Annotated in this window: 20 protein-coding genes and 1 tRNA gene; 9 read left to right on the top strand and 12 right to left on the bottom strand. The window is 64.5% G+C overall.

From position 1 onward, the window contains the following. Window positions 1-269: 269 nt before the first annotated feature. A complete protein-coding gene (locus tag ATE70_RS08835; protein ID WP_231740063.1) occupies window positions 270-965 on the bottom strand; it encodes an FMN-dependent NADH-azoreductase in 696 nt (231 codons plus the stop codon). 15 nt (window positions 966-980) lie between these two features. Here ATE70_RS08835 and ATE70_RS08830 point away from each other — a divergent pair, with 15 nt between their 5' ends. After that, a complete protein-coding gene (locus ATE70_RS08830; RefSeq protein ID WP_058537569.1) occupies window positions 981-1,910 on the top strand; it encodes a LysR family transcriptional regulator in 930 nt (309 codons plus the stop codon). A gap of 53 nt (window positions 1,911-1,963) precedes the next feature. Here ATE70_RS08830 and ATE70_RS08825 read toward each other — a convergent pair whose 3' ends face one another. From ATE70_RS08825 to ATE70_RS08800, 6 genes are all read right to left on the bottom strand, one after another. Then, window positions 1,964-2,539, bottom strand: coding sequence for a hypothetical protein (locus ATE70_RS08825; protein WP_156419595.1), 576 nt, complete (start codon window positions 2,537-2,539; stop codon window positions 1,964-1,966). A gap of 237 nt (window positions 2,540-2,776) precedes the next feature. Then, window positions 2,777-4,807: an elongation factor G gene (locus tag ATE70_RS08820; RefSeq protein ID WP_058537567.1), complete on the bottom strand. Its 2,031-nt coding sequence runs from the start codon at window positions 4,805-4,807 to the stop codon at window positions 2,777-2,779. Between the two features lie 527 nt (window positions 4,808-5,334). Further along, window positions 5,335-5,408: transfer RNA gene (locus ATE70_RS08815), tRNA-Gln, on the bottom strand. Between the two features lie 92 nt (window positions 5,409-5,500). Continuing rightward, the gene (locus tag ATE70_RS08810) at window positions 5,501-5,746 is read right to left on the bottom strand and encodes a hypothetical protein (RefSeq protein WP_058799841.1); all 246 of its coding nucleotides are present in this window, start codon (window positions 5,744-5,746) and stop codon (window positions 5,501-5,503) included. Beyond that, window positions 5,746-7,038, bottom strand: a complete 1,293-nt coding sequence (locus ATE70_RS08805; protein ID WP_058537565.1) for a site-specific integrase — start codon at window positions 7,036-7,038, stop codon at window positions 5,746-5,748. The genes ATE70_RS08810 and ATE70_RS08805 overlap by 1 nt, the downstream gene beginning before the upstream one ends. Next, the gene (locus ATE70_RS08800; RefSeq protein ID WP_058537564.1) at window positions 7,031-7,324 is read right to left on the bottom strand and encodes a hypothetical protein; all 294 of its coding nucleotides are present in this window, start codon (window positions 7,322-7,324) and stop codon (window positions 7,031-7,033) included. The genes ATE70_RS08805 and ATE70_RS08800 overlap by 8 nt, the downstream gene beginning before the upstream one ends. Window positions 7,325-7,328: 4 nt before the next feature. On the opposite strand from ATE70_RS08800, the gene ATE70_RS24750 reads away from it, so the two are divergent. The 3 genes from ATE70_RS24750 (at window position 7,329) to ATE70_RS08790 (ending at window position 9,593) form a co-directional block, all read left to right on the top strand. Next, window positions 7,329-7,502: a hypothetical protein gene (locus ATE70_RS24750; RefSeq protein ID WP_156419594.1), complete on the top strand. Its 174-nt coding sequence runs from the start codon at window positions 7,329-7,331 to the stop codon at window positions 7,500-7,502. Between the two features lie 400 nt (window positions 7,503-7,902). After that, entirely contained in the window at window positions 7,903-9,195 is a 1,293-nt protein-coding gene (locus ATE70_RS08795; protein WP_058537563.1) for an FAD-dependent oxidoreductase, read from the top strand. After that, window positions 9,192-9,593 (top strand): DoxX family protein, encoded by a 402-nt coding sequence (locus ATE70_RS08790; RefSeq protein WP_197411418.1) that lies wholly within the window; start codon window positions 9,192-9,194, stop codon window positions 9,591-9,593. The genes ATE70_RS08795 and ATE70_RS08790 overlap by 4 nt, the downstream gene beginning before the upstream one ends. A 3-nt stretch (window positions 9,594-9,596) precedes the next feature. On the opposite strand, the gene ATE70_RS08785 is transcribed toward ATE70_RS08790, so the two are convergent. Beyond that, on the bottom strand, window positions 9,597-10,868 hold the full coding sequence (locus tag ATE70_RS08785) for a dipeptidase (protein ID WP_058537821.1): 1,272 nt from the start codon (window positions 10,866-10,868) through the stop codon (window positions 9,597-9,599). Between the two features lie 78 nt (window positions 10,869-10,946). Here ATE70_RS08785 and ATE70_RS08780 point away from each other — a divergent pair, with 78 nt between their 5' ends. Next, window positions 10,947-12,128: an acyl-CoA dehydrogenase family protein gene (locus ATE70_RS08780; protein ID WP_058537562.1), complete on the top strand. Its 1,182-nt coding sequence runs from the start codon at window positions 10,947-10,949 to the stop codon at window positions 12,126-12,128. 125 nt (window positions 12,129-12,253) lie between these two features. On the opposite strand, the gene ATE70_RS08775 is transcribed toward ATE70_RS08780, so the two are convergent. Continuing rightward, window positions 12,254-13,477 (bottom strand): hypothetical protein, encoded by a 1,224-nt coding sequence (locus ATE70_RS08775; RefSeq protein WP_156420156.1) that lies wholly within the window; start codon window positions 13,475-13,477, stop codon window positions 12,254-12,256. 109 nt (window positions 13,478-13,586) lie between these two features. Here ATE70_RS08775 and ATE70_RS08770 point away from each other — a divergent pair, with 109 nt between their 5' ends. Both ATE70_RS08770 and ATE70_RS08765 read left to right on the top strand, forming a co-directional pair. Beyond that, window positions 13,587-14,792: a M20 metallopeptidase family protein gene (locus ATE70_RS08770; RefSeq protein WP_058537560.1), complete on the top strand. Its 1,206-nt coding sequence runs from the start codon at window positions 13,587-13,589 to the stop codon at window positions 14,790-14,792. Continuing rightward, window positions 14,789-15,034: a GlsB/YeaQ/YmgE family stress response membrane protein gene (locus ATE70_RS08765; protein WP_037513515.1), complete on the top strand. Its 246-nt coding sequence runs from the start codon at window positions 14,789-14,791 to the stop codon at window positions 15,032-15,034. The genes ATE70_RS08770 and ATE70_RS08765 overlap by 4 nt, the downstream gene beginning before the upstream one ends. A gap of 3 nt (window positions 15,035-15,037) precedes the next feature. Here ATE70_RS08765 and ATE70_RS08760 read toward each other — a convergent pair whose 3' ends face one another. Then, window positions 15,038-15,763, bottom strand: coding sequence for an AAA family ATPase (locus tag ATE70_RS08760; protein ID WP_058537559.1), 726 nt, complete (start codon window positions 15,761-15,763; stop codon window positions 15,038-15,040). A gap of 57 nt (window positions 15,764-15,820) precedes the next feature. Next, window positions 15,821-17,398: an L-aspartate oxidase gene (gene nadB, locus ATE70_RS08755; protein ID WP_058537558.1), complete on the bottom strand. Its 1,578-nt coding sequence runs from the start codon at window positions 17,396-17,398 to the stop codon at window positions 15,821-15,823. Window positions 17,399-17,470: 72 nt separating this feature from the next. On the opposite strand from nadB, the gene ATE70_RS08750 reads away from it, so the two are divergent. Beyond that, window positions 17,471-18,295: an endonuclease/exonuclease/phosphatase family protein gene (locus ATE70_RS08750; RefSeq protein ID WP_058537557.1), complete on the top strand. Its 825-nt coding sequence runs from the start codon at window positions 17,471-17,473 to the stop codon at window positions 18,293-18,295. 3 nt (window positions 18,296-18,298) lie between these two features. On the opposite strand, the gene ATE70_RS08745 is transcribed toward ATE70_RS08750, so the two are convergent. Then, entirely contained in the window at window positions 18,299-19,219 is a 921-nt protein-coding gene (locus ATE70_RS08745) for an ABC transporter ATP-binding protein (RefSeq protein WP_058537820.1), read from the bottom strand. A 135-nt stretch (window positions 19,220-19,354) separates the two neighbouring features. On the opposite strand from ATE70_RS08745, the gene ATE70_RS08740 reads away from it, so the two are divergent. After that, the gene (locus tag ATE70_RS08740; RefSeq protein WP_058537556.1) at window positions 19,355-19,882 is read left to right on the top strand and encodes a DUF4402 domain-containing protein; all 528 of its coding nucleotides are present in this window, start codon (window positions 19,355-19,357) and stop codon (window positions 19,880-19,882) included. Window positions 19,883-19,888: the final 6 nt, after the last annotated feature.

Raw genomic sequence — 19,888 nt, 5'->3', positions numbered from 1 at the left:
CACCGGATGGGTCCAGATTGACCCGAATGGGACATAGTGATCCTGATTAGAAACTTGTCAATGACGAATTGGAATATCTCCCGGGGGAGCCAGTGGGCTCTCCCCGGGGGACCATTCTGAGCATCATTCGCTTGCGAACGGATCTGTCCGTTACCGAGCGACAGCAAAACCGGCGCTCAGCTTTCGGGGTCAGGACCCATTCCGACTGGCAGGCGCTGGCGCCTGCAGGGGATGGCGGTCATTCGCGCCCCGCCCGGTGCCCCGCCGCCTCAAGCGTTGGCGGCGCGAGCTATCTCGGCTTCCAACCCGCCAATGAAGTCCGGCATCGTCTCGCCCCCCATATCGACCACCTTCGCGCCGCCGCCGGAGACGATCGTCACGTCGGTGATCCCGATCACGCCGAGGATGAGGCGAAGATATTGGGTCGCGATATCGCGGTCGCGGATCGGCGAATCCTCCCCATAGACGCCACCCGAGGCAATCAGCACGGTAGCGGACTTGTCGGTGACCAGCCCGGCGCCGTCGAAGCCCAGCGTCAGCCCCTTGCGCACGATATGGTCGATCCATGCCTTGAGCGCGGCGGGCACGTTGTAATTATAGACCGGCGTCGCGATTACGATGTGATCGGCCGCAAGCAGTTCGGCGACGAGCTCATCCGACTGACGAATCGCTTGTGCCATCTCCGCCGAATGCTGTTCGCTTGGGGTGAAATAGGCGTGGAGCCATGGCGCGGTGACGTGTGGCAGCATGGTTTCCGCGAGGTCGCGGACCGTGACGCTGCCATCCGGGTGCGCCGCCCGCCAATGCGAAACGAACTGCGAAGTCATATTCCGCGAGACCGAGGCGTCGCCACGCGGGCTGGTTTCTACGACAAGAAGCTTGGGCATGAAAATTCTCCGTTCTGTGCGGATGTATGCAGCGCCACCCCCTTGCAGAAGTGATGAAATAATGATCAACTTCATCATGAAAATTGATGGACCATGATCAGCAGGTTAAGCCTCGACCAATTGCGCGTGCTGGTGACGATCGCCGATACCGGCAGCTTCTCGGCCGCCGGGCGCGCGCTTGGCCGCGCCCAGTCCGCAATCAGCCAGATCGTCGCTTCGCTCGAGGGTGCGCAGGGCGTCAGCCTGTTCGATCGCAGCAGCCATCGACCGAGGCTCACCGACATCGGCGAAGTGCTAGTTGCGCAAGCGCGGCTGGTCCTCGCGAGCGCGGCCCGTTTCGAGGCGGTCGCCGCCAACACCCGCGCCGGTCTCGAGCCCGAGCTGGCGCTCGCGATCGATCCGCTGGTTCCGACCGCGCCGCTGATCGACAGCCTGCGCGCGCTGGGCAGCGCCTTTCCCGATTTGCCCGTGAGTTTCTCGACCGAGGGCCTTGGCGGAGCGCTGCGCCGTCTGCGGAGCGGTTCGGCCGCGCTCGCCATATGCCTGCTGCTCCCCGCCGTTCCCGAGGATATCGCCGCCTTCCCGCTGCTGCGCATCCGTCTGCGCGCGGTCTGCGCGCCCGGACACCCGCTGGCCCGACTGGGACGCCCCGCCACGCGCGACGATCTAGCGCCGCACGTCCAACTGGTCCTGTCGGATCCGGTCGAGCCGGGCGGGCCGAATTACGGGCTAGCGAGCGCCCGGCTGTGGCGTTTCGTCGATCTCGCGCGCCGGCTCGATTTCCTGCTCGCCGGCTTTGGCTGGGGGCGCATGCCCGAACATCTGGTCGCCGACGCGATTGCCGAGGGGCGGCTCGTCTGGCTCGACGTCGAAGACGATCCGACGCCGCAGGACGGTTTGCAAATCTATGCGGCGCACCGCCGCGATAGGCTCCTTGGCACCGCCGGGCGTTGGCTGCTCGATGAACTGCAGCAGCGGCTGGTATCGGCTAGTACACTTTGCCCCATGACACGAGGCTCTTAATGCTCAGAGAAATGGTGATTGCTGGGTGATTGCTGGCCTATATTTCAAGCAACTTATTTCGGGTAAATGTCATATATTTCAACGGTATAATTGACGTTGGACACAAAATGTGGTAATTCCGACCAGTCCTTGAGGATGCCGTCGCGCGGATCGACGAAGAACGCGCGGCGGCGGGACCAGCGGCGGGGTCGGCCCAGCACTTCGCCCTCGAACATCCATTCGCCCCGCCGGCCGAGGGAAATCCGCGTTGCGACAAGATCCTCCAGATGGAGCCTGACGTGCATCTTCACCGTGCTGCCGGTGTCGAGTTGCGCGCAAATCTCGCTGAACACATCGTCCCAGCGGCATCCGCGCTTGCTTCGCAAGAAGCGGACGAGCGGTTGCAGATTCTCGTTGAGCGACTTGGTATAGGCGGCTTCGCATTTTGCGTGCCGTTTCAGGCCGATAAATTTGCGATCCGGATCGCGGCTCCTTTTCAGTTTGACGGGCGGCGCATGGCTCGCGCCCCAGCGCGGCCGCTCGACGATGATTTTGAACATGTCAGACCGCATGAAGAGTCTCCCCGGAATAGAGGAAGGCCCGTCGGAAACGGGTGGTCTGAAAATGGAATATGAAGTGGTCAGCGGCACCCGGACCGCGCGACCGGGTCAGGCGAGCAGGCTCGCCCGAAAGGAAATTGCCCATGCAATTTGTTCCTGAATAGTCTGGAATTCGAAAATTGTTGCGTTGCGGACGGATGCTGCTCGCATGATTTTCTCCTTTCCAGTTTCAGAAACACGCCGGGATCGACGACGGGCCCGCTACGCTATTTCGCAGATGACGGCAAGATGGCGACGCGCTTGCGGCGCGGGCCCGGCCATTTCGGGTCAGGCGGGCTCGGGCGTGCGGCGGATCAGCGCGCTGGCGAGCTTCTCGCTGAGTTCCGCGAGATGGTCGAAGCGCGCCTCGTAATGCGCCATGCCCTGGCTCAGTGATCGCAGTTCGGGCTCTAGTCCCGGAAGTTCAGCCTCGGGCAGCAGCAACTCGATCACGTCCCAGCGAGACCAGCCTTCGAGCGGCGTTATTCCCAGCACCTGGCCGCGTCGGCTGGTCGCCGCGGAGGTGATCCGTGAAACGGCGCTGCCCGGCGCCCGGATCGTCACGTGCGCGAGCGGCTCGAGCAGATAGGGCGTCGCCGCCGCCAGGGCTTCTGCCATGGCGATCCGGCCGGCCGTGCGAAAGGCCAGTTCCGAGCTGTCGACGCTGTGAAAGGAGCCATCGACCAGCGCAACCGCGACATCGACGACCGGAAAGCCGAATGGCCCGCGCGCCATCGCATCGCGCACGCCCTGCTCGACCGCCGGAATCCATTGCCGGGGGATCGCGCCCCCGGTGATCCGGTCCTCGAACTGAAAGCCGTCGCCACGCCCGCGCGGGCGGAGTTCGATGATGACGTCGCCGAACTGGCCGTGCCCGCCGGATTGCTTCTTGTGGCGGCCATGCTTTGTCACGGTCTTGCGGATCGTTTCCTTGTAGGCGATCGCGGGCGGACGCACCGATATGGCAACGCCGTAACGCCGTTTCAGCCGTGCCTGGACGACGGCCAGATGCTCGTCATTGAGCCCGTGGAGCAGCGTCTCCTGCGTCGCCTCGTCGAGCTTCCAGAGCAGGCCGGGGTCCTCCTCGACCAGTCGATTGAGCGCTGTCGACAACCGCACCTCGTCCTTATGGTCGGTGACCGCGATGGCCAGCGCATAATTGCTTGCCGGCCGCTGCACCGCGTCCACGACAGCATGCGGGTGACCGGCTGCGCCGAGCCGGTCGCCCGCCTGGACGACATCCACCTTGGCGATGCCGACGATGTCGCCCGGTTCGGCGCGAGCGATCTTCGTGGTCGCCGCTCCCTGCAGTGCGAACAAGGACCCGATACGCATCGGGTTCCCATCGGCGCCTAACAGTTCGGCCCCCTCGGCAAGCGGCGCACCGAAGACACGCGCGAGCGCCAGCCGGCCCACCGCGCTGCCATGCGTGACCTTGAACACCTGCGCCGCGGCACCGTCGATAGCAAGCCGATCCGCCGTCAGCGCGGCGGGGGGTGTATCATGGCGCAGCATTTTGAGGAGACGGCGGATGCCGAACCCGTTGAGCGCCGAGCCAAACAGGATCGGTACGATCTGCCCCGCCGCGGTCTCACGGGCGAGATCGCCAAAGATTGTGTCGAAGCTTGGCTTCTCGTCGTTCAGCAATTGCTCGAGCAGTATATCGTCATGATCTGCCAGCTGTTCGAGCATGTGGAAGCGCGCATCGGTCTCGTCGCTCCGGAGATGGGCGGCCAACGGCACCCGTTCCGAGCGGCGGCCCGGCTGATAATGATAGGCGCGCTCCAGCGCGAGATCGACAAAGCCGGCTACGCGCTCGCCGGCCCGGATCGGGATTTGCCGTGCCACAAGCGCCGTGGCGCTCAGCGGCTGGAGCGCCGCAAGCAGATCCTCGATGCTGCCGCGCGCCTGATCGATCTTGTTGACGAACAGTGCGTGCGGGAGGCGGAGCGCTTCCAGGCGTCGCAATGTCGGTTCGACCAGCGGCGCACGCGCCGGATCGGGATCGATCACCACCAGCGCCAGATCGGCCACCGCCAGCGCCATCTCCGCGTCCGCCGCGAAACCCACCGACCCGGGCGCGTCGATCAGCGCATAGCCTTCCTTCATCCATTCGAAGCGCATCAGGTTCAGTTCGGTCGAACCACATCGCGCGCGCGCTTCCGGGCTGGCGTCGCCCACGCTGCTGCCGCCATCGACCGCGCCCAGCCGGGCGCTGGCCCCCGCCGCGAACAGCATGGCCTCGGCGAGGCTCGTCTTGCCTGTGCCGGCGGGTCCGACGATCGCGATGGCTCTGGTGCCGTGGATAGTCCCATCCATGTCGCTCTCCTCCTGCCTGCCTATTTTCCTCGCCGGAAAATGGCCCGCTGGAATTGCGAGGATCGACCTCAACGCGCCCGAACACAAGATCAATTAGAGATCCAAATGCCCCGGTCTTTGCGTTGCCCCCAAAAACGGGATCCACACGGCCTCTGCTATGGCAGCTTCAGCGCTAAATCGACGGACGGTCGTCAACGGGTTGGCTGCCCCAGGCAGTGGACGCTCCGGCCTGCGCCGATGGCGCCGCAAACATGAAGGACCGCTTTTGGGTCGCCGAACCAGCGTTCGAATGGCCAGGTTGAGGTGCAAAGCGGTCAATGGCCCGTCGCCACTACGTAGAGAGGGTGAGGCACCGCCTGAGGATCTCGCGCCAAAGGAATTTCGCTTCACAATTCCGGAAAGGCTCGAAATTCATACCCACAGCCGCTGCTGACCCAACGTCACCGGCAAATTTTGGTGGAGGATAGGGGGAAGAGTGCTACCACTCCAAAATTATCTAGCAAAAACAATGTGATAGCTAGGAAATCTGGATGCCCCGCGAGGATTCGAACCTCGATAGGCGGTATCAGAAACCGCAGTCTTACCATTAGACGACAGGGCAGCAGAGAGGTCCATTTAGCGGCGGATTTTAGCCGGTCAACCCCTGTGTTGCGACTTCATTGCGACTTTTTGCAAGTCTTCATTGCGACTTTGTCAGGCCGACTCGGGATAGCCGCCGCATTCAAAATGCGCATAGCTGCCGCAATCCGGGCATGCCGGGCTATGGTTCCATGCCGCGCGTCGCGCGTCCTGCTCCAGCTTCTCGTCATAGGTTCGCGGCGCCTCATCTGGGCGCACGTCGCGCTTCCAAAGCTCGAACAGGATCGGCAATTTTTCGGCGGCCTCGCCCTCGTCGCGTCGAATAAGCGGAGCGCGCGGACGCACTGGTTTGTCAGGCATCACGCCGTCCTTTGCTGGTCGCCCGTGGCGGTGCTGCGCAGGACGTGGGCCATGCCGGCGGCGCTGGCGCGCGTGTCGGCGGGGAGGTAGGTTTTCAGGATTTTGGTCGTGTACTCGATGCTGTGACCGCTGATGCTGGCGATCTGTGCGATCGTCGCCCCGCCGTCGCGTAGCCAGCACATGCCGGAACGGCGAAGGTCCGCGAATTTGAGGCCGGTCAGCTGGTCGACCAGCCAGTTGTCGCCGGCGGCGCGCGCCGCCTCGATCGCGGCTTCGCGGGCGATTAGATAGTCGCGTTGGAAGCGCCAGTCGGGCCAGTGTCGCGTGTCGTTGCGGCCGTGTTCGAGCAACAGCGGGCCGCTATAGTCCGCGCCGCGGGCGGCGAGCATGGCGGTGACGCGGCCGCCGACGTCGGGCGGGACGAAGGCGGCGGTCTGTGTGTCGGTTTTTTCCTGCCGAAGGCGCAGCCCCATGATGCGGCCGTCGGGGCCGGTGAGCGCGGCGCGGTCGACCGCAGCGACGTCGTGCAGCTCGCGCCAGTTGAAGGTCGTCGCCGCCAGCAAATCGGCCTCGCGCTGCGTCGTGTAAAAGCCGAGCAGCAAGGCAAGGCCCATGCTGGTGCCGACAGCGTCGCCGCCCTTGTCTGACAGCCATTGCAGCGCCTCGATCGCGACGCATTTGGTGCGCGGTTCGGGTTCCGGGATATCCAGCGCGGTCGCGGGGTTCGATTTGAGCAGCGTCACCAATTTGCCGCCGATCTTTTGCGGCTTGCTGGCCCATCCCATCACCAGGCGCAGCACGCGGAGCTTGCCGGCGGCGTTCCACTGGCTTTCATTCTCGACCAGCGTGTCGCGCAGCGCGACGCACAATTCGGGCGTGATTTTCGACAGCGCGAGTTCGCCGTCATCGGCCCAAGCGACCAGCCATTTCAGGCGGCTGCGATATTCCTTGCGCGTCTTTGGCGACAGGCGCCGGCGGTCTTTACGCGGGAGTTCGCCGCGCGCGTCCATGTCGATGCGATAGACATGGGCGAGGTCGCCGAAGCTGTAGATTTGCGGCGCTTCCTTTGGCCGCGGCGCGACGGGCAGCGCGGGCGCGGCCATGGCGAGCGCGACGGCGTCGTTGCGTTCCTCCGCCAGCATGATCGCCTGTTTCCGGTCGGTGCCGAGCGGTTTCGATTTGAAGCCCGCCTTGCGCCGGGTCGGCGACGGCATCCAGTAGTAGGCGATGGTGCCGTCGGCAAGTTCGCGGTCGACCAGACCAACGATCTTGTTTTTTGGGCGCTTAGCCATCGATCAGTTCCAGTCGGCGTGAGAGGCAGTCGCAGCGCACGACGGACAACGCGGGCAGGTCAGGCGCATATTCGAGCGGCACCGCCGTCACCTTTGGCGTGGCCGGCTGGAGCCCTTCGATCACGACCGTTTTGCCGAAGCGCAGGCCGCCCGATGTGGCAAAGACGCGATTGGAGAGGCCCGGCAAAATATGGAAATCCCAGCCTTTAAACGACGTCGACTCCATGCGACCGCTCGCGGCTTCCTGCCACAGTTTCCAAGTCCAATGGTCATCGAAATGGGTCATTTCGTTGAACCATGATTGGGTGATTTCGCCGCGCTTGGTCAGCTATGCGCAGATGGCGTTGGGCCAGGCCGACGATATCGGAAACCGTGCCGATAGTGACGAGACGGTGCGGCAGATCGACGCGCACAACGCGAAGCACGATACCGTGTGCGGCAACCCCGTAAAGCCGCCCGGCTAGAGACGGGCGAAGCGCGCCGCGCCCCTTTGACGGCGCCGATATAGGAGGCTCGTTCCTCAACCGACAATCCAGGCTCCGTACGAATCGGCCTGGGGTGTCCCCGGCAAAGCCCCGACGCAGAAATGCGGCGGGGCTTCGTCATTGCGACATGTGCCCAAGTTAGACACGATGTCTGCACGAAATCTTGTTGTAAGTGATTGAAATTGCGGCCGTCGATGCGAACTTACCATTAGACGACAGGGCAGCAGAGGCGGGCCAAATATGACTGCACGGGCCCGCTGTCAAGGCCGGTTCGCCCACTCGAACAAGTCCGCTTGCCCTGACGCATTTCGCCGCTAGCATCGCCCGCATAACAAGATAGGGGCCGCGCGCCCGCGCGGACACCCGAAGGAGTGGGTTGATGCGTCATGTCGCGATCGTCGGGTCGGGCCCTGCGGGTTATTATACAGCCGAAACATTACAGAAAGCGGACGATATCGCGGTCGACGTCATCGACCGGCTGCCCGTCCCCTATGGCCTGATCCGCACCGGGGTCGCGCCCGACCACCAGTCGATCAAGGCGGTGTCGCGCCGCTATGAGGGCACCGCGCTCACCGACAATGTCCGTTTCGTCGGCCATGTGTCGGTCGGCACCGACGTGACGATCGACGAACTTGTCGGCCTTTACGACGCCGTCATCCTCGCAACCGGCGCACCCAACGACCGGCCGCTCGACATCTCCGGCGCCGACCTGCCCGGCGTGATCGGCAGCGCCGCCTTTGTCGGCTGGTACAACGGCCATCCCGACTTCGCCGATCTGAACCCGCCGCTCGACGCCCCCGGCGTCGTGGTGATCGGCAACGGCAATGTCGCGCTCGACGTCGCGCGCATCCTCGCCAAGACGCCGGGCGAATTCGCGGGTAGCGACATCGTCGCGCACGCTCGCGATGCACTGGCGCAAAGCGCGGTGCGCCATATCCAGATCCTCGGCCGCCGCGGCCCGCACCAGATCGCGATGACGCCGAAGGAGCTCGGCGAACTCGGCCATCTCGAACGCGCCAGCCCGCGCGTCGACCCCGCCGACCTGCCGCCCGAGGGCGACGACGCCATGCTCGAACCCGGCATGCGCAAGTCGGTCACCCACCTGCGCAGCTTCACCGCCAACCCGGTCGCCAAGCCGGTGACGATCGATTTCGACTTCTTCGCCATGCCCATCGCGATCGAAGGCGACGGCCGGGTGCAGCGCGTGATCGTCGAGCGCACGACGCTCGACGCCGACCTCACCAGTCACGGCACGGGCGAGACCTATGCGCTCGATGCCGGGCTGGTGATCAGCTGCATCGGTTACCAGACCCCGCCGATCCCCGGCGTCCCTTATGAGCATGGCCGCGGGCGTTTCGCGAGCGACGAAGGGCGCATCCTGCCCGGTCTCTACGCGGTCGGCTGGGCGCGGCGCGGCCCGTCGGGAACGATCGGCACCAACAAGCCCGACGGCGCGCGCATCGGCGAAATGGTGCTCGAGGATATCGGCCGCGGTGCGGGCAAGGCGGGACGCCCCGGTCTCGATGCGCTGCTCGCCAGTCGCGATGTCACCCCCGTCACCTTCCGCGACTGGCGCCGAATCGAGGAGGCGGAGGTCGCGGCCGCGCTCGACGGCCGCCCGCGCGAAAAATTCACCAGCATCGAGGCGATGCTCACCGCGCTCGGGCGTTGAACGCCCCGGTCCGCACGGCACTGCGCTGGCTGCTCGCGCTGGCTTATGGCTATGCGGGCTATCGCCACCTTGCGGCCCCCGCGCCCTTCCTCGCAATCACGCCGCCGTGGGTGCCGCAGCCCGGGCTGGTCGTCGCCGCGACCGGCATCGCCGAGATCGCGGGCGCGGTCGGCCTTATGATCCCGGCGACGCGCAAGGCGGCCGGCTGGGGCCTCGCGCTCTATGCGCTCTGCGTCTGGCCCGCCAATTTTCACCACGCGCTCGCCAATATCGCGATCGGCGGCGAGACTTTGAGCTGGTGGTATCACGGCCCGCGCCTTGCCGCACAGCCGCTCATCATCTGGTGGGCGCTATGGGCGGGCGGCGCGACCGACTGGCCGTTTCGCCGCCGCCCCTAGCTCTTATTTCGCGACCGGCGTTTCGATCGGCGGCTGGCCCTTCTGGCTCGCCGCATAGGTCTCGACCGCCTTCAGCACACGCAGCATGTTGCCGCTCGCGATCTTCTCGAGATCGGCCTGACTGTATCCGCGCTTCGCGAGTTCGGTGAACAGCGCGGGGTATCCCGACACATCCTCCATCCCGACCGGCGCCGAATCCATCCCGTCATAATCGCCGCCGAGCCCGATATGATCGACCCCGATCGTCTTTTTGAGATGATCGATATGCTCGGCAACCTTGGCGATACTGGTCGTCGGCATCGGATTGGCCGCGTCCCACGCCTTGAGCGCCGCCTTCTCCGCCGCCGGATCGCCCGGATACATCGCCTTCAACCGCGCCTGCTCGGCGGTGCGCGCCAGCCCCTGCGCGCGGACATCGGCATCGAGGAAACCCGGCAGCAGCACGATCATCACGATCCCGCCATTGGCCTTCACCGCAGGCAGCACGCTGTCGGGAACGTTGCGCGGATGCGGATTGATCGCGCGGACGCCCGAGTGGCTGAACATCACCGGCGCCTTCGATACCTCGAGCGCATCCTTCATCGTCGCTTCGCTGACGTGGCTCAGATCGACGATCATCCCGATGCGGTTCATCTCGCGCACCACCTGGCGGCCGAAATCGGTGAGGCCATCGTGCGCGGGCGCGTCGGTAGCGGCGTCGGCCCAGCTGAGATTCTTCGAATGGGTGAGCGTCATATAGCGCGCGCCCAGATCGTACATCTGGCGCAGCACCGCGAGCGACGAGCCGATCGAATGGCCGCCCTCCATGCCGAGCATCCCGGCGATCTTGCCCGCCTTCATCGCCTTTTCGAGCTCGGTCGAGGTCGATGCGAGCGCGAGGTCGTTGGGGTAACGCGCAACCAAGCGCTTCATCACGTCGATCTGTTCGATCGTCTGCTGCACCGCCAGCTGCTCGTTCGGGTTGCTCGGCACATAGACCGACCAGAATTGCGCGCCGACATGCCCCTTGCGCAGCCGCATCAGGTCGGTGTGCATCGCGATTTCGGGCGGGGTCGCGTCGGGCTTGACGGTGTCGGTCGTGTCCTGGAAATCGAAGCCGTTGATGACATTGCCCTCGCGCAGCCGCAGCGCCCATGGCACGTCATTGTGCCCGTCGAACACCGGCGCCTTTTTGAGCGCGGCTTCGGCGGTCGCTTCGGGCGACTTTTGCGCCATCGCGGGGGTGGAGATCAGGGCGAATGCGGCGAGGCCGGCGAGCAGGAAGGGCTTTGTCATGGCGCGCGACCTTAAGTCCTTGTTGCCGCAGCGCAAGCCCGACTTGACGGGAACGTCAACGCCGCGCAGCATCGCACCATGACAGCCTTTGACGACTGGCGCGCAAGATCGCCCTATTATGACGAAACCCACGAAGCGCTGGCGCAGAGCGTCCGCCGCTTCGTCGCGCGCGAGATCGCGCCCAACATCGACCGTTGGGAGGCCGAGGGCGAGTTGCCGCGCGAACTCCACAAGAAAGCTGCGGAGGCGGGCATCCTTGGCCTCCGCTTTCCCGAACAATATGGCGGGCACAGCACCGGCTTCGACAATTTCCACAGCCTCGTGCTGACCGAGGAACTCGCCGCGGTCGGCGCGGGGGGCGTAGGCGCCTCGCTGATGACCCACGGCATCGGCCTGCCCCCGATCATTGCGCGCGGCTCCGATGAGCTGAAGCAACGCATCGCGCCGCCCGTCCTCGCGGGCGACAAGATCATTGCACTCGGCATCACCGAGGCGGGCGGCGGCAGCGACGTTGCGAACCTCAAGACGACCGCGGTGAGGGACGGCGACGATTATATCGTCAACGGCGGCAAGATGTTCATCACCAGCGGCATGCGCGCCGACTGGCTGACCTGCGCGGTGCGCACCGGCGGGCCGGGAGCCGCGGGCATTTCGCTGCTCCTCATCGACATGGACAGCCCCGGCGTCGAGCGCACGCGGCTCGACAAGATGGGCTGGCGCTGCAGCGACACCGCCGCGATCCATTTCGATGGCGTCCGCGTCCCGGCCGAAAACCTCATCGGCCAAGAGAATGCCGGCTTCATCGGCATCATGCGCAATTTCAACAGCGAGCGGCTCGGCATGGCGATGGGTTGCTGCGCCTACGCGCGCGTCGCGATGGCCGAGGCCGCCGAATGGGCGCAGAACCGCGAGACCTTCGGCAAGCCGCTCGTCGGCCACCAGTCGATCCGCATCAAGCTCGCCGACATGGAGCGCCAGATCGAGGCGACGCAGGCGTGGGTCGACCTTTGCGCCTGGCAGGTCAAAAACGGCAAGGACCGCCCTGCCGACTTCGCAATGCTGAAGGTGCAGGCGACGCGCATGCTGGAGGCCGTCGCGCGCGAGGCGGCGCAGGTGCTCGGCGGCGCGTCCTATATCACCGGCAGCAAGGTTGAACGCATTTACCGCGAGGTGCGCGTCAATGCGATAGGCGGCGGCAGCGAGGAAATCATGCTCGATCTCGCCGGGCGGCAGTTATTCGCGGGGCGGAAGTCGGGATGACCCTCGCCTTTCCGAGCCTCGTGGATCTCTCCGAATGGCCTAGACAAGGGTTGCTGAAGAGCCGATAATGGCTGCAATTCCAGTACAAGCCGCCACGAAACCAGCGCCATCAAATGCTAGCTGGATCATCGCTTGCCCCCCTTAGTGCCGCGTTGCATGGGTCGATCAAAATGTCCCTGCTGCGCATCACTCAGCAACTGCGAAAGCGCCTTTTCCCAATTCTCGACGAGCGTCCGACGACGCTTCCATGCAAGACGTCGGCCCGGCGTATCCGCCTCCACACGAAGCCTCGCAACACCTCTCAGTGCGGGAGGTTGATGGTGCAAGGGCAAAGGCACAAAGTAATCCGCACCTGAGTTTTCAAAAACGTAGGGGCGCTCCTCGCTAACCAGCGCGTACGCGGTATCATGGGCGAGCCTTGTCAACCGCCCGCCATCATCGCGCTCGGAAACCTGATAAAGCCCAGCTGGATCAAGGGGCATAAGAGGCTCTGCATCCAGCTCAGCGCCCTCGAAGAGCCAAGGCTCGTAGTAGATGGCGCCAATCTGCTTGAGCTGCCCTATCCGCTCCCAAAATACCGACCAGTCACGCTCTCCATTTTTACGACTCTTGGACGCATGACGAACAGTCCAGTCACCGCCCGCGTTTTGATATGTCCCTTCCTCAAGCGCCCAGACCGCGTGAACACCGACTTGCGCTACTTTCCGAGAGATCGCCTCAGCGTTAGCGTGGCCACCATTGCGGAGATTACTGATCGGAATGCCAAAAGTGGCATCGGTTTCGACCATGCCATACAAGTCCACCAGCATACGAAGTACCATTGCGTCGCCCGTTTCACGCACTCGCCGGAACATCGGATTTTCGCCTTTGAGGCCCGTCAGAGCTTGCACGGGAAGAAAAATTGGCTCCGCGTCCAACGGAAGCTCGGGCAATTCGTACTGGGGAGACAGGCGAGTTGACTTGTCTGTATGCTTGACCAGCTTGCTTTTGATCAGTTCGTCAATCGCATGCTTTGCGCGGGGCTTACCAATTCCAAGATATTGCTCACAGGCTGAAGCCGACCATTTTGTGAGGCGATGATCGCTGCCCGTACCCGCCAACAGCGTAAAATATGTGAGAACTAGATTGAGGCGGTTGGTGGTGGGAACATTCCAAAGCGTCTCCCAAACATCTCTGCCGACGGCAAAAAAGCTGCTGCCTTTGCCTTCACCCCGACGCCTCTTTTCCGGCGACATAGTCTCGTCTGACGCAGTTATCGAGTTCATCACAAATGCCCCGTAGCATATCAAAATGACCCCATCAAGGATATAAAGGTAATCTAGGAATTCAAGACAAACAGATTTTATCAAGATAATCAAACCAACGGAGCGTGCGCGTTCCGCGCCGCGTGACGCATTGGCTCAAATATAAGCGTTCATCAGCCTCGACACGAGCTTGGGTCCGCGGCACAGTCGCCGCATGGACACCCTATCACATAGCTGGCCCGCCGAGGCCGAAACCCTCCTCCCCGACCTCGTCGACCTCCGCCGCGCGATCCATCGCGAGCCCGAACTCGGGCTGCAAAACCCGAAGACGCTCGCGAAGATCAAGGACGCGCTCGCGGGGCTGCCGCTCGAATTTCGCGAGGGGCCGTCGACCACGGGCCTGATCGCGATCCTCCGCGGACCCGCGAACGGGCGCACCGTGCTGCTGCGCGGCGACATGGATGCGCTGCCTTTGCTCGAGGACACCGGGCTCGACTTCACCTCCGAGATCGCCGGCGCGATGCACGCGTGCGGGCACGACACGCATGTCGCGATGCTCGTCGGCGCGGCGAAGCTGCTGTGCACCGCGCGCGACCGGCTGCCCGGCACCGTGATGTTCATGTTCCAGCCGGGCGAGGAGGGGCATCATGGCGCGCGCTTCATGCTCGATGACGGGATCATCGACCCGCTGCCCGACGCCGCCTTCGCGCTCCACATCATGCCCAACGCGCCGCACGGGATTTTTGCGGGGCGCGCGGGGCCGCTGCTCGCCTCGTCCGATGTCCTTTCGATCATCGTCAAGGGCGCGGGCGGCCATGCATCGATGCCGCACGACAGCATCGACCCGATCCCCGTTGCCTGTTCGATCGTCACCGCGATCCAGACTATGGTCACGCGCCGCATATCAGTTTTCGATCCCGCGGTTGTCACCATCGCCAAGATCGCGGCGGGCACGACGAACAATATCATCCCCGAAAGCGCCGAGATGCTCGGCACGATCCGCACGCTCTCGCCCGAACGCCGCGCGATGGTCGCGCGCGAGCTGAAGCGCCTCGCCCCCGCGATCGCCGAAGCGCATGGCTGCACCGCCGAGGTGACGATCGAGGAAGGTTTCCCCGTCACCATATGCGACGCCCGCGCGGTGAGCTTCGGCCAGTCGGTGGTCGAAGAGACCTTTGGCGAGCAAGCCTGGCTGACGATGGACAATCCGGTGATGGGCGCCGAGGATTTCTCCTACGTCCTCGAAAAAGTCCCAGGCGCGATGTTCTGGCTCGGCGCGAGCGCGGCGGGCAGCGACTGGCGCCAATGCTGCGGCCTCCATTCGAATCATATGGTGCTCGACGAGAGCGTGATGGCGCGCGGCGCGGCGCTACACGCCGCGCTCGCCGAGCGCTTTCTCAACGAAGGGTTCAACGCATGATCAACATCATCGGCGCGATCATCTCGGGCCTCGTCATCGGCGCGCTCGCGCGCTTCTTTTATCCCGGCGCGGTCGAGATGGGATGGCTCGCGACGATCCTGCTCGGCATCGGCGGCTCGCTTCTTGCAGGGCTCGCGACATCGCGCGGCCGCGGCGACTTCAGCCGCGCGGGCTGCCTCGCCTCGGTCATCGGCGCGATCGTGCTGATTTTTGTCGGGCGGTTGCTCGGCGTCGGGGGCTGACGCCTATTCGATCATCGCCTCGACCGTCTCGTGCGGATAGAGCATAAATTCGCGATAGAGCCGATAATGCGCCGTGTCTTCGAGCTGGACCGGCTCGATGCCGAGCGGGCTGATCTGCCAGAGATCGGCGTCGGGCAGCGCCATCAGGATCGGCGAATGCGTCGCCATGATGATCTGGCTGTTGTTCGCGCGCTGGATGCGGCGAAGCAATTTGAGGAATTCGAACTGGCGCGACGGCGACAGCGCCGATTCGGGTTCGTCGAAAATATAGATGCCCTGTTGATCGGCGCGCTCTTCGAAAAAACCCAGGAATCCTTCGCCGTGCGACCAGGACAGATAATCGGGCCGTCCTGCGCCAACGTCATGGGCGGCCTGATCGACGTAGCGCGCCAGGGTGAAGAAGGTTTCGGCGCGGAAAAAGAAACCTTTGCCGATCTTGGGGAGCCACGCGGCGCGCAGGGCATCGGCCAATATGCCGCCATCGCTTCCCGAAATGTCCGACCGCTCGACGGCCATATGGCCATAGCCGCCCCCGCCCTCGCTGAATCCGGCGAGCACCGCGATCGCTTCGAGCAAGGTCGATTTGCCCGATCCGTTTTCGCCCACCAATATCGTGACGGGTTTCTCGAGCCGGATTTCGAACGCCGGGTCGGCGAATAGGGGGATATTGAAGGGATATTGATCTCGATCGACCGCGGGCGGGTCCGCATCCGGCGTGGGCTCGCGCATCCACACCCGCCGCAGATAGGGCGGCGGAAGCTTCGTCCGCGACCCTTTAGCCACCGATCACGGCACCAGCACCGTATCGACCGCCTGCGGCAGCAGATCGGGGTAATCGAGCGTGTAATGCAACCCGCGGCTTTCCTTGCGGTGAAGCGCGCTGCGCACGATCAGCTCGGCGCATTGCAGCAGGTTTCTGAGCTCGATCAGGTCGGTGGTGACGCGGAAATGGCCGTAATAATCCTCGACCTCGTGCGTCATCATGTCGATGCGGTGCCGCGCGCGCTCCAGCCTTTTGGTCGTGCGCACGATGCCGACATAATTCCACATGAAGCGGCGGATTTCGGTCCAGTTCTGCTTGATCACCACCTCTTCGTCCGAGTCGGTGACGCGGCTCGCGTCCCATGGCCGGATCGCGGGCGGCGTGTCGAGCTGGTCCCAGCTCTCGATGATATGCTTCGCCGCCGCCTCGCCGAACACGAAACATTCGAGCAGCGAGTTCGACGCGAGACGATTGGCGCCGTGCAGCCCGCTCTCGGTGCACTCGCCCGCCGCATAAAGCCCCGGCAGGTCGGTGCGTCCGTCGAGGTCGATCAGCACCCCGCCGCACGTATAATGCTGCGCGGGCACCACCGGGATCGGCTGCTTCGTCATGTCGATGCCCAGCGTCAGCAGCTTTTCATAGATGTTCGGGAAATGCCCGGCGACGAAATCGGGGTCCTGATGGCTGATGTCGAGGTGGACATAATCGAGCCCCGAGCGCTTGATCTGGTCGTCGTTCGCACGCGCGACGACGTCGCGCGGCGCGAGTTCGGCGCGCACATCGTAATCGGGCATATAGCGGTGGCCGGTGACCGGATGCTTGAGGATTCCGCCCTCACCGCGCACCGCCTCGGTGATCAGGAAATTCTTGACGTCGAGATTATAGAGGCAGGTCGGGTGGAACTGCATCATTTCCATGTTCGAGACGCGCGCGCCCGCGCGCCACGCCATCGCGATGCCGTCGCCCGTCGCGCCGCGCGGCGCGGTCGAGAATTGATAGACGCGGCCCGCCCCGCCGCTCGCGAGGATCGTCGCGCGACCGACATGCGCGTGGACCTTGCCGGTCTTTTCATCGAGCGCATAGACGCCCCAGACCCGGCCCGAGCCCGAATAACGCAGCTCATGTTTTCCGCTGATCAGGTCGATGCACGCCTGCCCCGGCAGCAAGGTGATGTTCGGATGCGCCTCGGCGGTCTTGAGCAGCGCCGCCTGCACCGCCCAGCCCGTCGCATCGTCGACATGGACGATGCGGCGATGCGAATGCCCGCCCTCGCGCGTCAGGTGCAGCGCCTCGGCGTCCTTGTTGAACGGCACCCCCATTTCGACGAGCCGCTCGATCGCGTGCGGGGCATTCTCGACGACGAACTCGACCGTCTCGCGGCGGTTCAATCCGCCGCCAGCGATCATCGTATCGTCGATATGGTTTTCGAATGTGTCGCCCGCGTCGAGCACCGCGGCGATCCCGCCCTGCGCCCATGCGGTCGACCCGCCCGTGAGCTCGCCTTTCGCGAGCACGAGCACCTTGCAATGGTCGGCGAGCGCGATGGCGGCGGTCAGCCCCGCCGCACCCGAGCCCACGATAATGACGTCGTATTCACTCATGGCGCCTCTGTTGCACAGCAAGGCGCCGCATGACAGGGGGATCGAAGACGCCGACCAAGGGAATTTATCGACATGCTCAAAGCGGAACTTAACCGGCGCGCGCTGCTGGCCGCGATGGCGACACTGTCGCTTGCGGCCTGCGCGCATCGCGTCGGGGCAGGTTCTGCCGGCGACCTCGGCGTCGCGACCTTCAATATCTGGCACGACGCGGGGGGGCATTGGCCGGCGCGGCGCGCGTTGCTCGTGGCGGCGCTGCGCGAAGCGGACGCGGACGTCATCGCGTTGCAGGAAGTGCTCGAGGACGCGAAAAAAGGACTGCCGAATCAGGCCGCCACGATCGCCCGCGACCTTGGCTATGCGCAAGTCCACTTCGTCGCGCCCGAGCCCGAGGGTTCGCCCAAACGCTATGGCAATGCAATCCTGACGCGCCTGCCGGTAATCGAGGTCGCGCGCCGCAAGCTTGCGCCGCTGTCGGATTATCGCACCGCGATCCGCGTGCGCGTCCAGACCGCAAGCGGGCCGGTCGACATCGTCGCGACGCATCTCGCATGGCAACCCGAAGCCGCAGCGGTGCGCGCGGAGCAGCTTGCCGACCTGCTCGCCTGGCTACCCCGCGACGGCGTCCCGCTTGTCGTGATGGGCGACTTCAACGCGCCGCAGGGCGACCCCGGCCTCAGCGCGATGGGGAGGCCGCGCTTCGTCTCGGCGTTGCCGCAGGGCGCGGCGGAAACGACGCTCAATCCCGCGCGCGGTCACGCGCCGCGCGTGATCGACCATATCTTCGCCGACGCGGCGGCGTTCGCCGTCACCGGCGCGCGTGTCATCGGCGACACGCCGGTGGACGGCGAATATCCGTCGGATCATTTCGGGGTCGCCGCGCGCCTGACGCGGCGCTGACGCTCAGACGGCGCTGCGCGTCAGATTCAGGAACACATCTTCCAGATCGGCCTCGCGCGTCGAGACGTCGACGATGCCGTGCCCCATCGCATTGACCGCGGCGAGCACCTCGCCCGCGTTCATCCGGTCCTTGTTATAGCTGATCGCGAGCCCGCGCTCGCCCTCGCGCTCGACCTTGTCGAACGCGGGGTGCGCCGGCAGTTCAGCGACGTCGGCGTCGAGCGTGACGACAACGATCTTCTCGCGCGCCATGTCGACCAGCTCGCGCGTCGGCTTGTTCGCGATCAGCTTGCCATGGTTGATGATCGCGATGCGGTCGCACAGCTCCTCGGCCTCTTCGAGATAATGCGTCGTCAGCACCACGGTGACACCACGATCGTTGAGCCGCTGGACATAGTCCCACAGCTGCTGGCGGAGTTCGATATCGACCCCCGCGGTCGGCTCGTCGAGCACGATGATCGGCGGCGAATGGACCATTGCTTTTGCCACGAGCAACCGCCGCTTCATCCCCCCTGACAGCGTGCGCGCATAGGCGTCGCGCTTGTCCGAAAGATGCACCGCGGCGAGCAGTTCGTCCGAAATGCGCTTCGCCTTCGGCACTCCGTACAACCCCGCCTGATTCTCGAGCGTCTCGTACGGCGTGAAAAAGGGGTCGAAGACGATCTCCTGCGGCACGATGCCGATCGAATATTTGGCGTTGCGCGGATCGGCGTCGATGTCGAAGCCCCAGATGCTCGCATGCCCGGCCGTCTTGTTGACAAGCCCCGCGAGGATGTTGATCAGCGTTGACTTGCCCGCGCCGTTCGGCCCGAGCAGCCCGAAGATCTGGCCGCGCGGCACGTCGAAACTGACATTGTCGAGCGCCTGCTTGCCGCCGGCATAAAGTTTGGAGACGGCGTCGATGCGGATGGCGGCTTCACTCATGGCCGCCTCCATAGCGGCGCGCTTCGGCGTGCGAAAGCCTGCTAATTTTTCGTCAGCCCCGCGTTAACGCTAAATTGGAAACTCGCCGCTAGGACTGCGGATGTGGGGACCAGTCACATCTTTTGCCCGCTGCCAATGCAGCGCGGCCTAGCCATATTTGCGCTCCTGATCGCGCCCGCCGCCGCTTCGCCGGCGCTGGCGCAGGGCAGCGCGCAAGGCGAAGCCGAAGCCATCGTGCTTCGCCCGCTTTCCTTCTTCAAGGTCAACGATCTCGACTTCGGCGATATCATTCCGTCGGCGACCGCGGGGACGGTGACAATCGAGCCCGACGGATCGCGCAGCCGCACCGGCGGCGTCACGCTCGCGGGCAATGGCGGCGAGCCCGCGCGCTTCGCGGGGCTCGGCAGCTTCAACCGCCAGGTCAATATCTCGCTCGGATCGAACGCTATCTGGATCACTGGGCCGGGCGTCCGGATGCGCGTCCGCAATTTCGAGATCGGCAGCACGCCGACCGCGATCCTGTCGACGACCCCGACGCGCTTCCGCATCACCTCGCCGCTCGGCAACTATAATTTCCCCGTCGGCGGCACGCTCGAAGTCGGCGCTAACCAGGCACCCGGCGATTACAGCGGTACGTTCACGATCACCTTAAACTATCTTTAGGCCTTC

Origin of the sequence: Sphingopyxis sp. H053, assembly GCF_001468225.1 — a bacterium.
Taxonomy (GTDB): domain Bacteria; phylum Pseudomonadota; class Alphaproteobacteria; order Sphingomonadales; family Sphingomonadaceae; genus Sphingopyxis.
Note: the sequence above shows the minus strand (reverse complement) of the source record. Positions and strands in the feature narration are given on the sequence as shown.

What these genes read in the sequence shown, in the direction of transcription:
- ATE70_RS08835 (WP_231740063.1), bottom strand. Translation starts at nt 965, where the DNA reads ATGATGAAGTTGATCATTATTTCATCACTTCTGCAAGGGGGTGGCGCT.
- ATE70_RS08830 (WP_058537569.1), top strand. Translation starts at nt 981, where the DNA reads ATGATCAGCAGGTTAAGCCTCGACCAATTGCGCGTGCTGGTGACGATC.
- ATE70_RS08820 (WP_058537567.1), bottom strand. Translation starts at nt 4,807, where the DNA reads ATGGATGGGACTATCCACGGCACCAGAGCCATCGCGATCGTCGGACCC.
- ATE70_RS08810 (WP_058799841.1), bottom strand. Translation starts at nt 5,746, where the DNA reads ATGCCTGACAAACCAGTGCGTCCGCGCGCTCCGCTTATTCGACGCGAC.
- ATE70_RS08805 (WP_058537565.1), bottom strand. Translation starts at nt 7,038, where the DNA reads ATGGCTAAGCGCCCAAAAAACAAGATCGTTGGTCTGGTCGACCGCGAA.
- ATE70_RS08800 (WP_058537564.1), bottom strand. Translation starts at nt 7,324, where the DNA reads ATGACCCATTTCGATGACCATTGGACTTGGAAACTGTGGCAGGAAGCC.
- ATE70_RS08795 (WP_058537563.1), top strand. Translation starts at nt 7,903, where the DNA reads ATGCGTCATGTCGCGATCGTCGGGTCGGGCCCTGCGGGTTATTATACA.
- ATE70_RS08785 (WP_058537821.1), bottom strand. Translation starts at nt 10,868, where the DNA reads ATGACAAAGCCCTTCCTGCTCGCCGGCCTCGCCGCATTCGCCCTGATC.
- ATE70_RS08780 (WP_058537562.1), top strand. Translation starts at nt 10,947, where the DNA reads ATGACAGCCTTTGACGACTGGCGCGCAAGATCGCCCTATTATGACGAA.
- ATE70_RS08770 (WP_058537560.1), top strand. Translation starts at nt 13,587, where the DNA reads ATGGACACCCTATCACATAGCTGGCCCGCCGAGGCCGAAACCCTCCTC.
- ATE70_RS08765 (WP_037513515.1), top strand. Translation starts at nt 14,789, where the DNA reads ATGATCAACATCATCGGCGCGATCATCTCGGGCCTCGTCATCGGCGCG.
- ATE70_RS08760 (WP_058537559.1), bottom strand. Translation starts at nt 15,763, where the DNA reads ATGCGCGAGCCCACGCCGGATGCGGACCCGCCCGCGGTCGATCGAGAT.
- nadB (WP_058537558.1), bottom strand. Translation starts at nt 17,398, where the DNA reads ATGAGTGAATACGACGTCATTATCGTGGGCTCGGGTGCGGCGGGGCTG.
- ATE70_RS08750 (WP_058537557.1), top strand. Translation starts at nt 17,471, where the DNA reads ATGCTCAAAGCGGAACTTAACCGGCGCGCGCTGCTGGCCGCGATGGCG.
- ATE70_RS08745 (WP_058537820.1), bottom strand. Translation starts at nt 19,219, where the DNA reads ATGAGTGAAGCCGCCATCCGCATCGACGCCGTCTCCAAACTTTATGCC.
- ATE70_RS08740 (WP_058537556.1), top strand. Translation starts at nt 19,355, where the DNA reads ATGCAGCGCGGCCTAGCCATATTTGCGCTCCTGATCGCGCCCGCCGCC.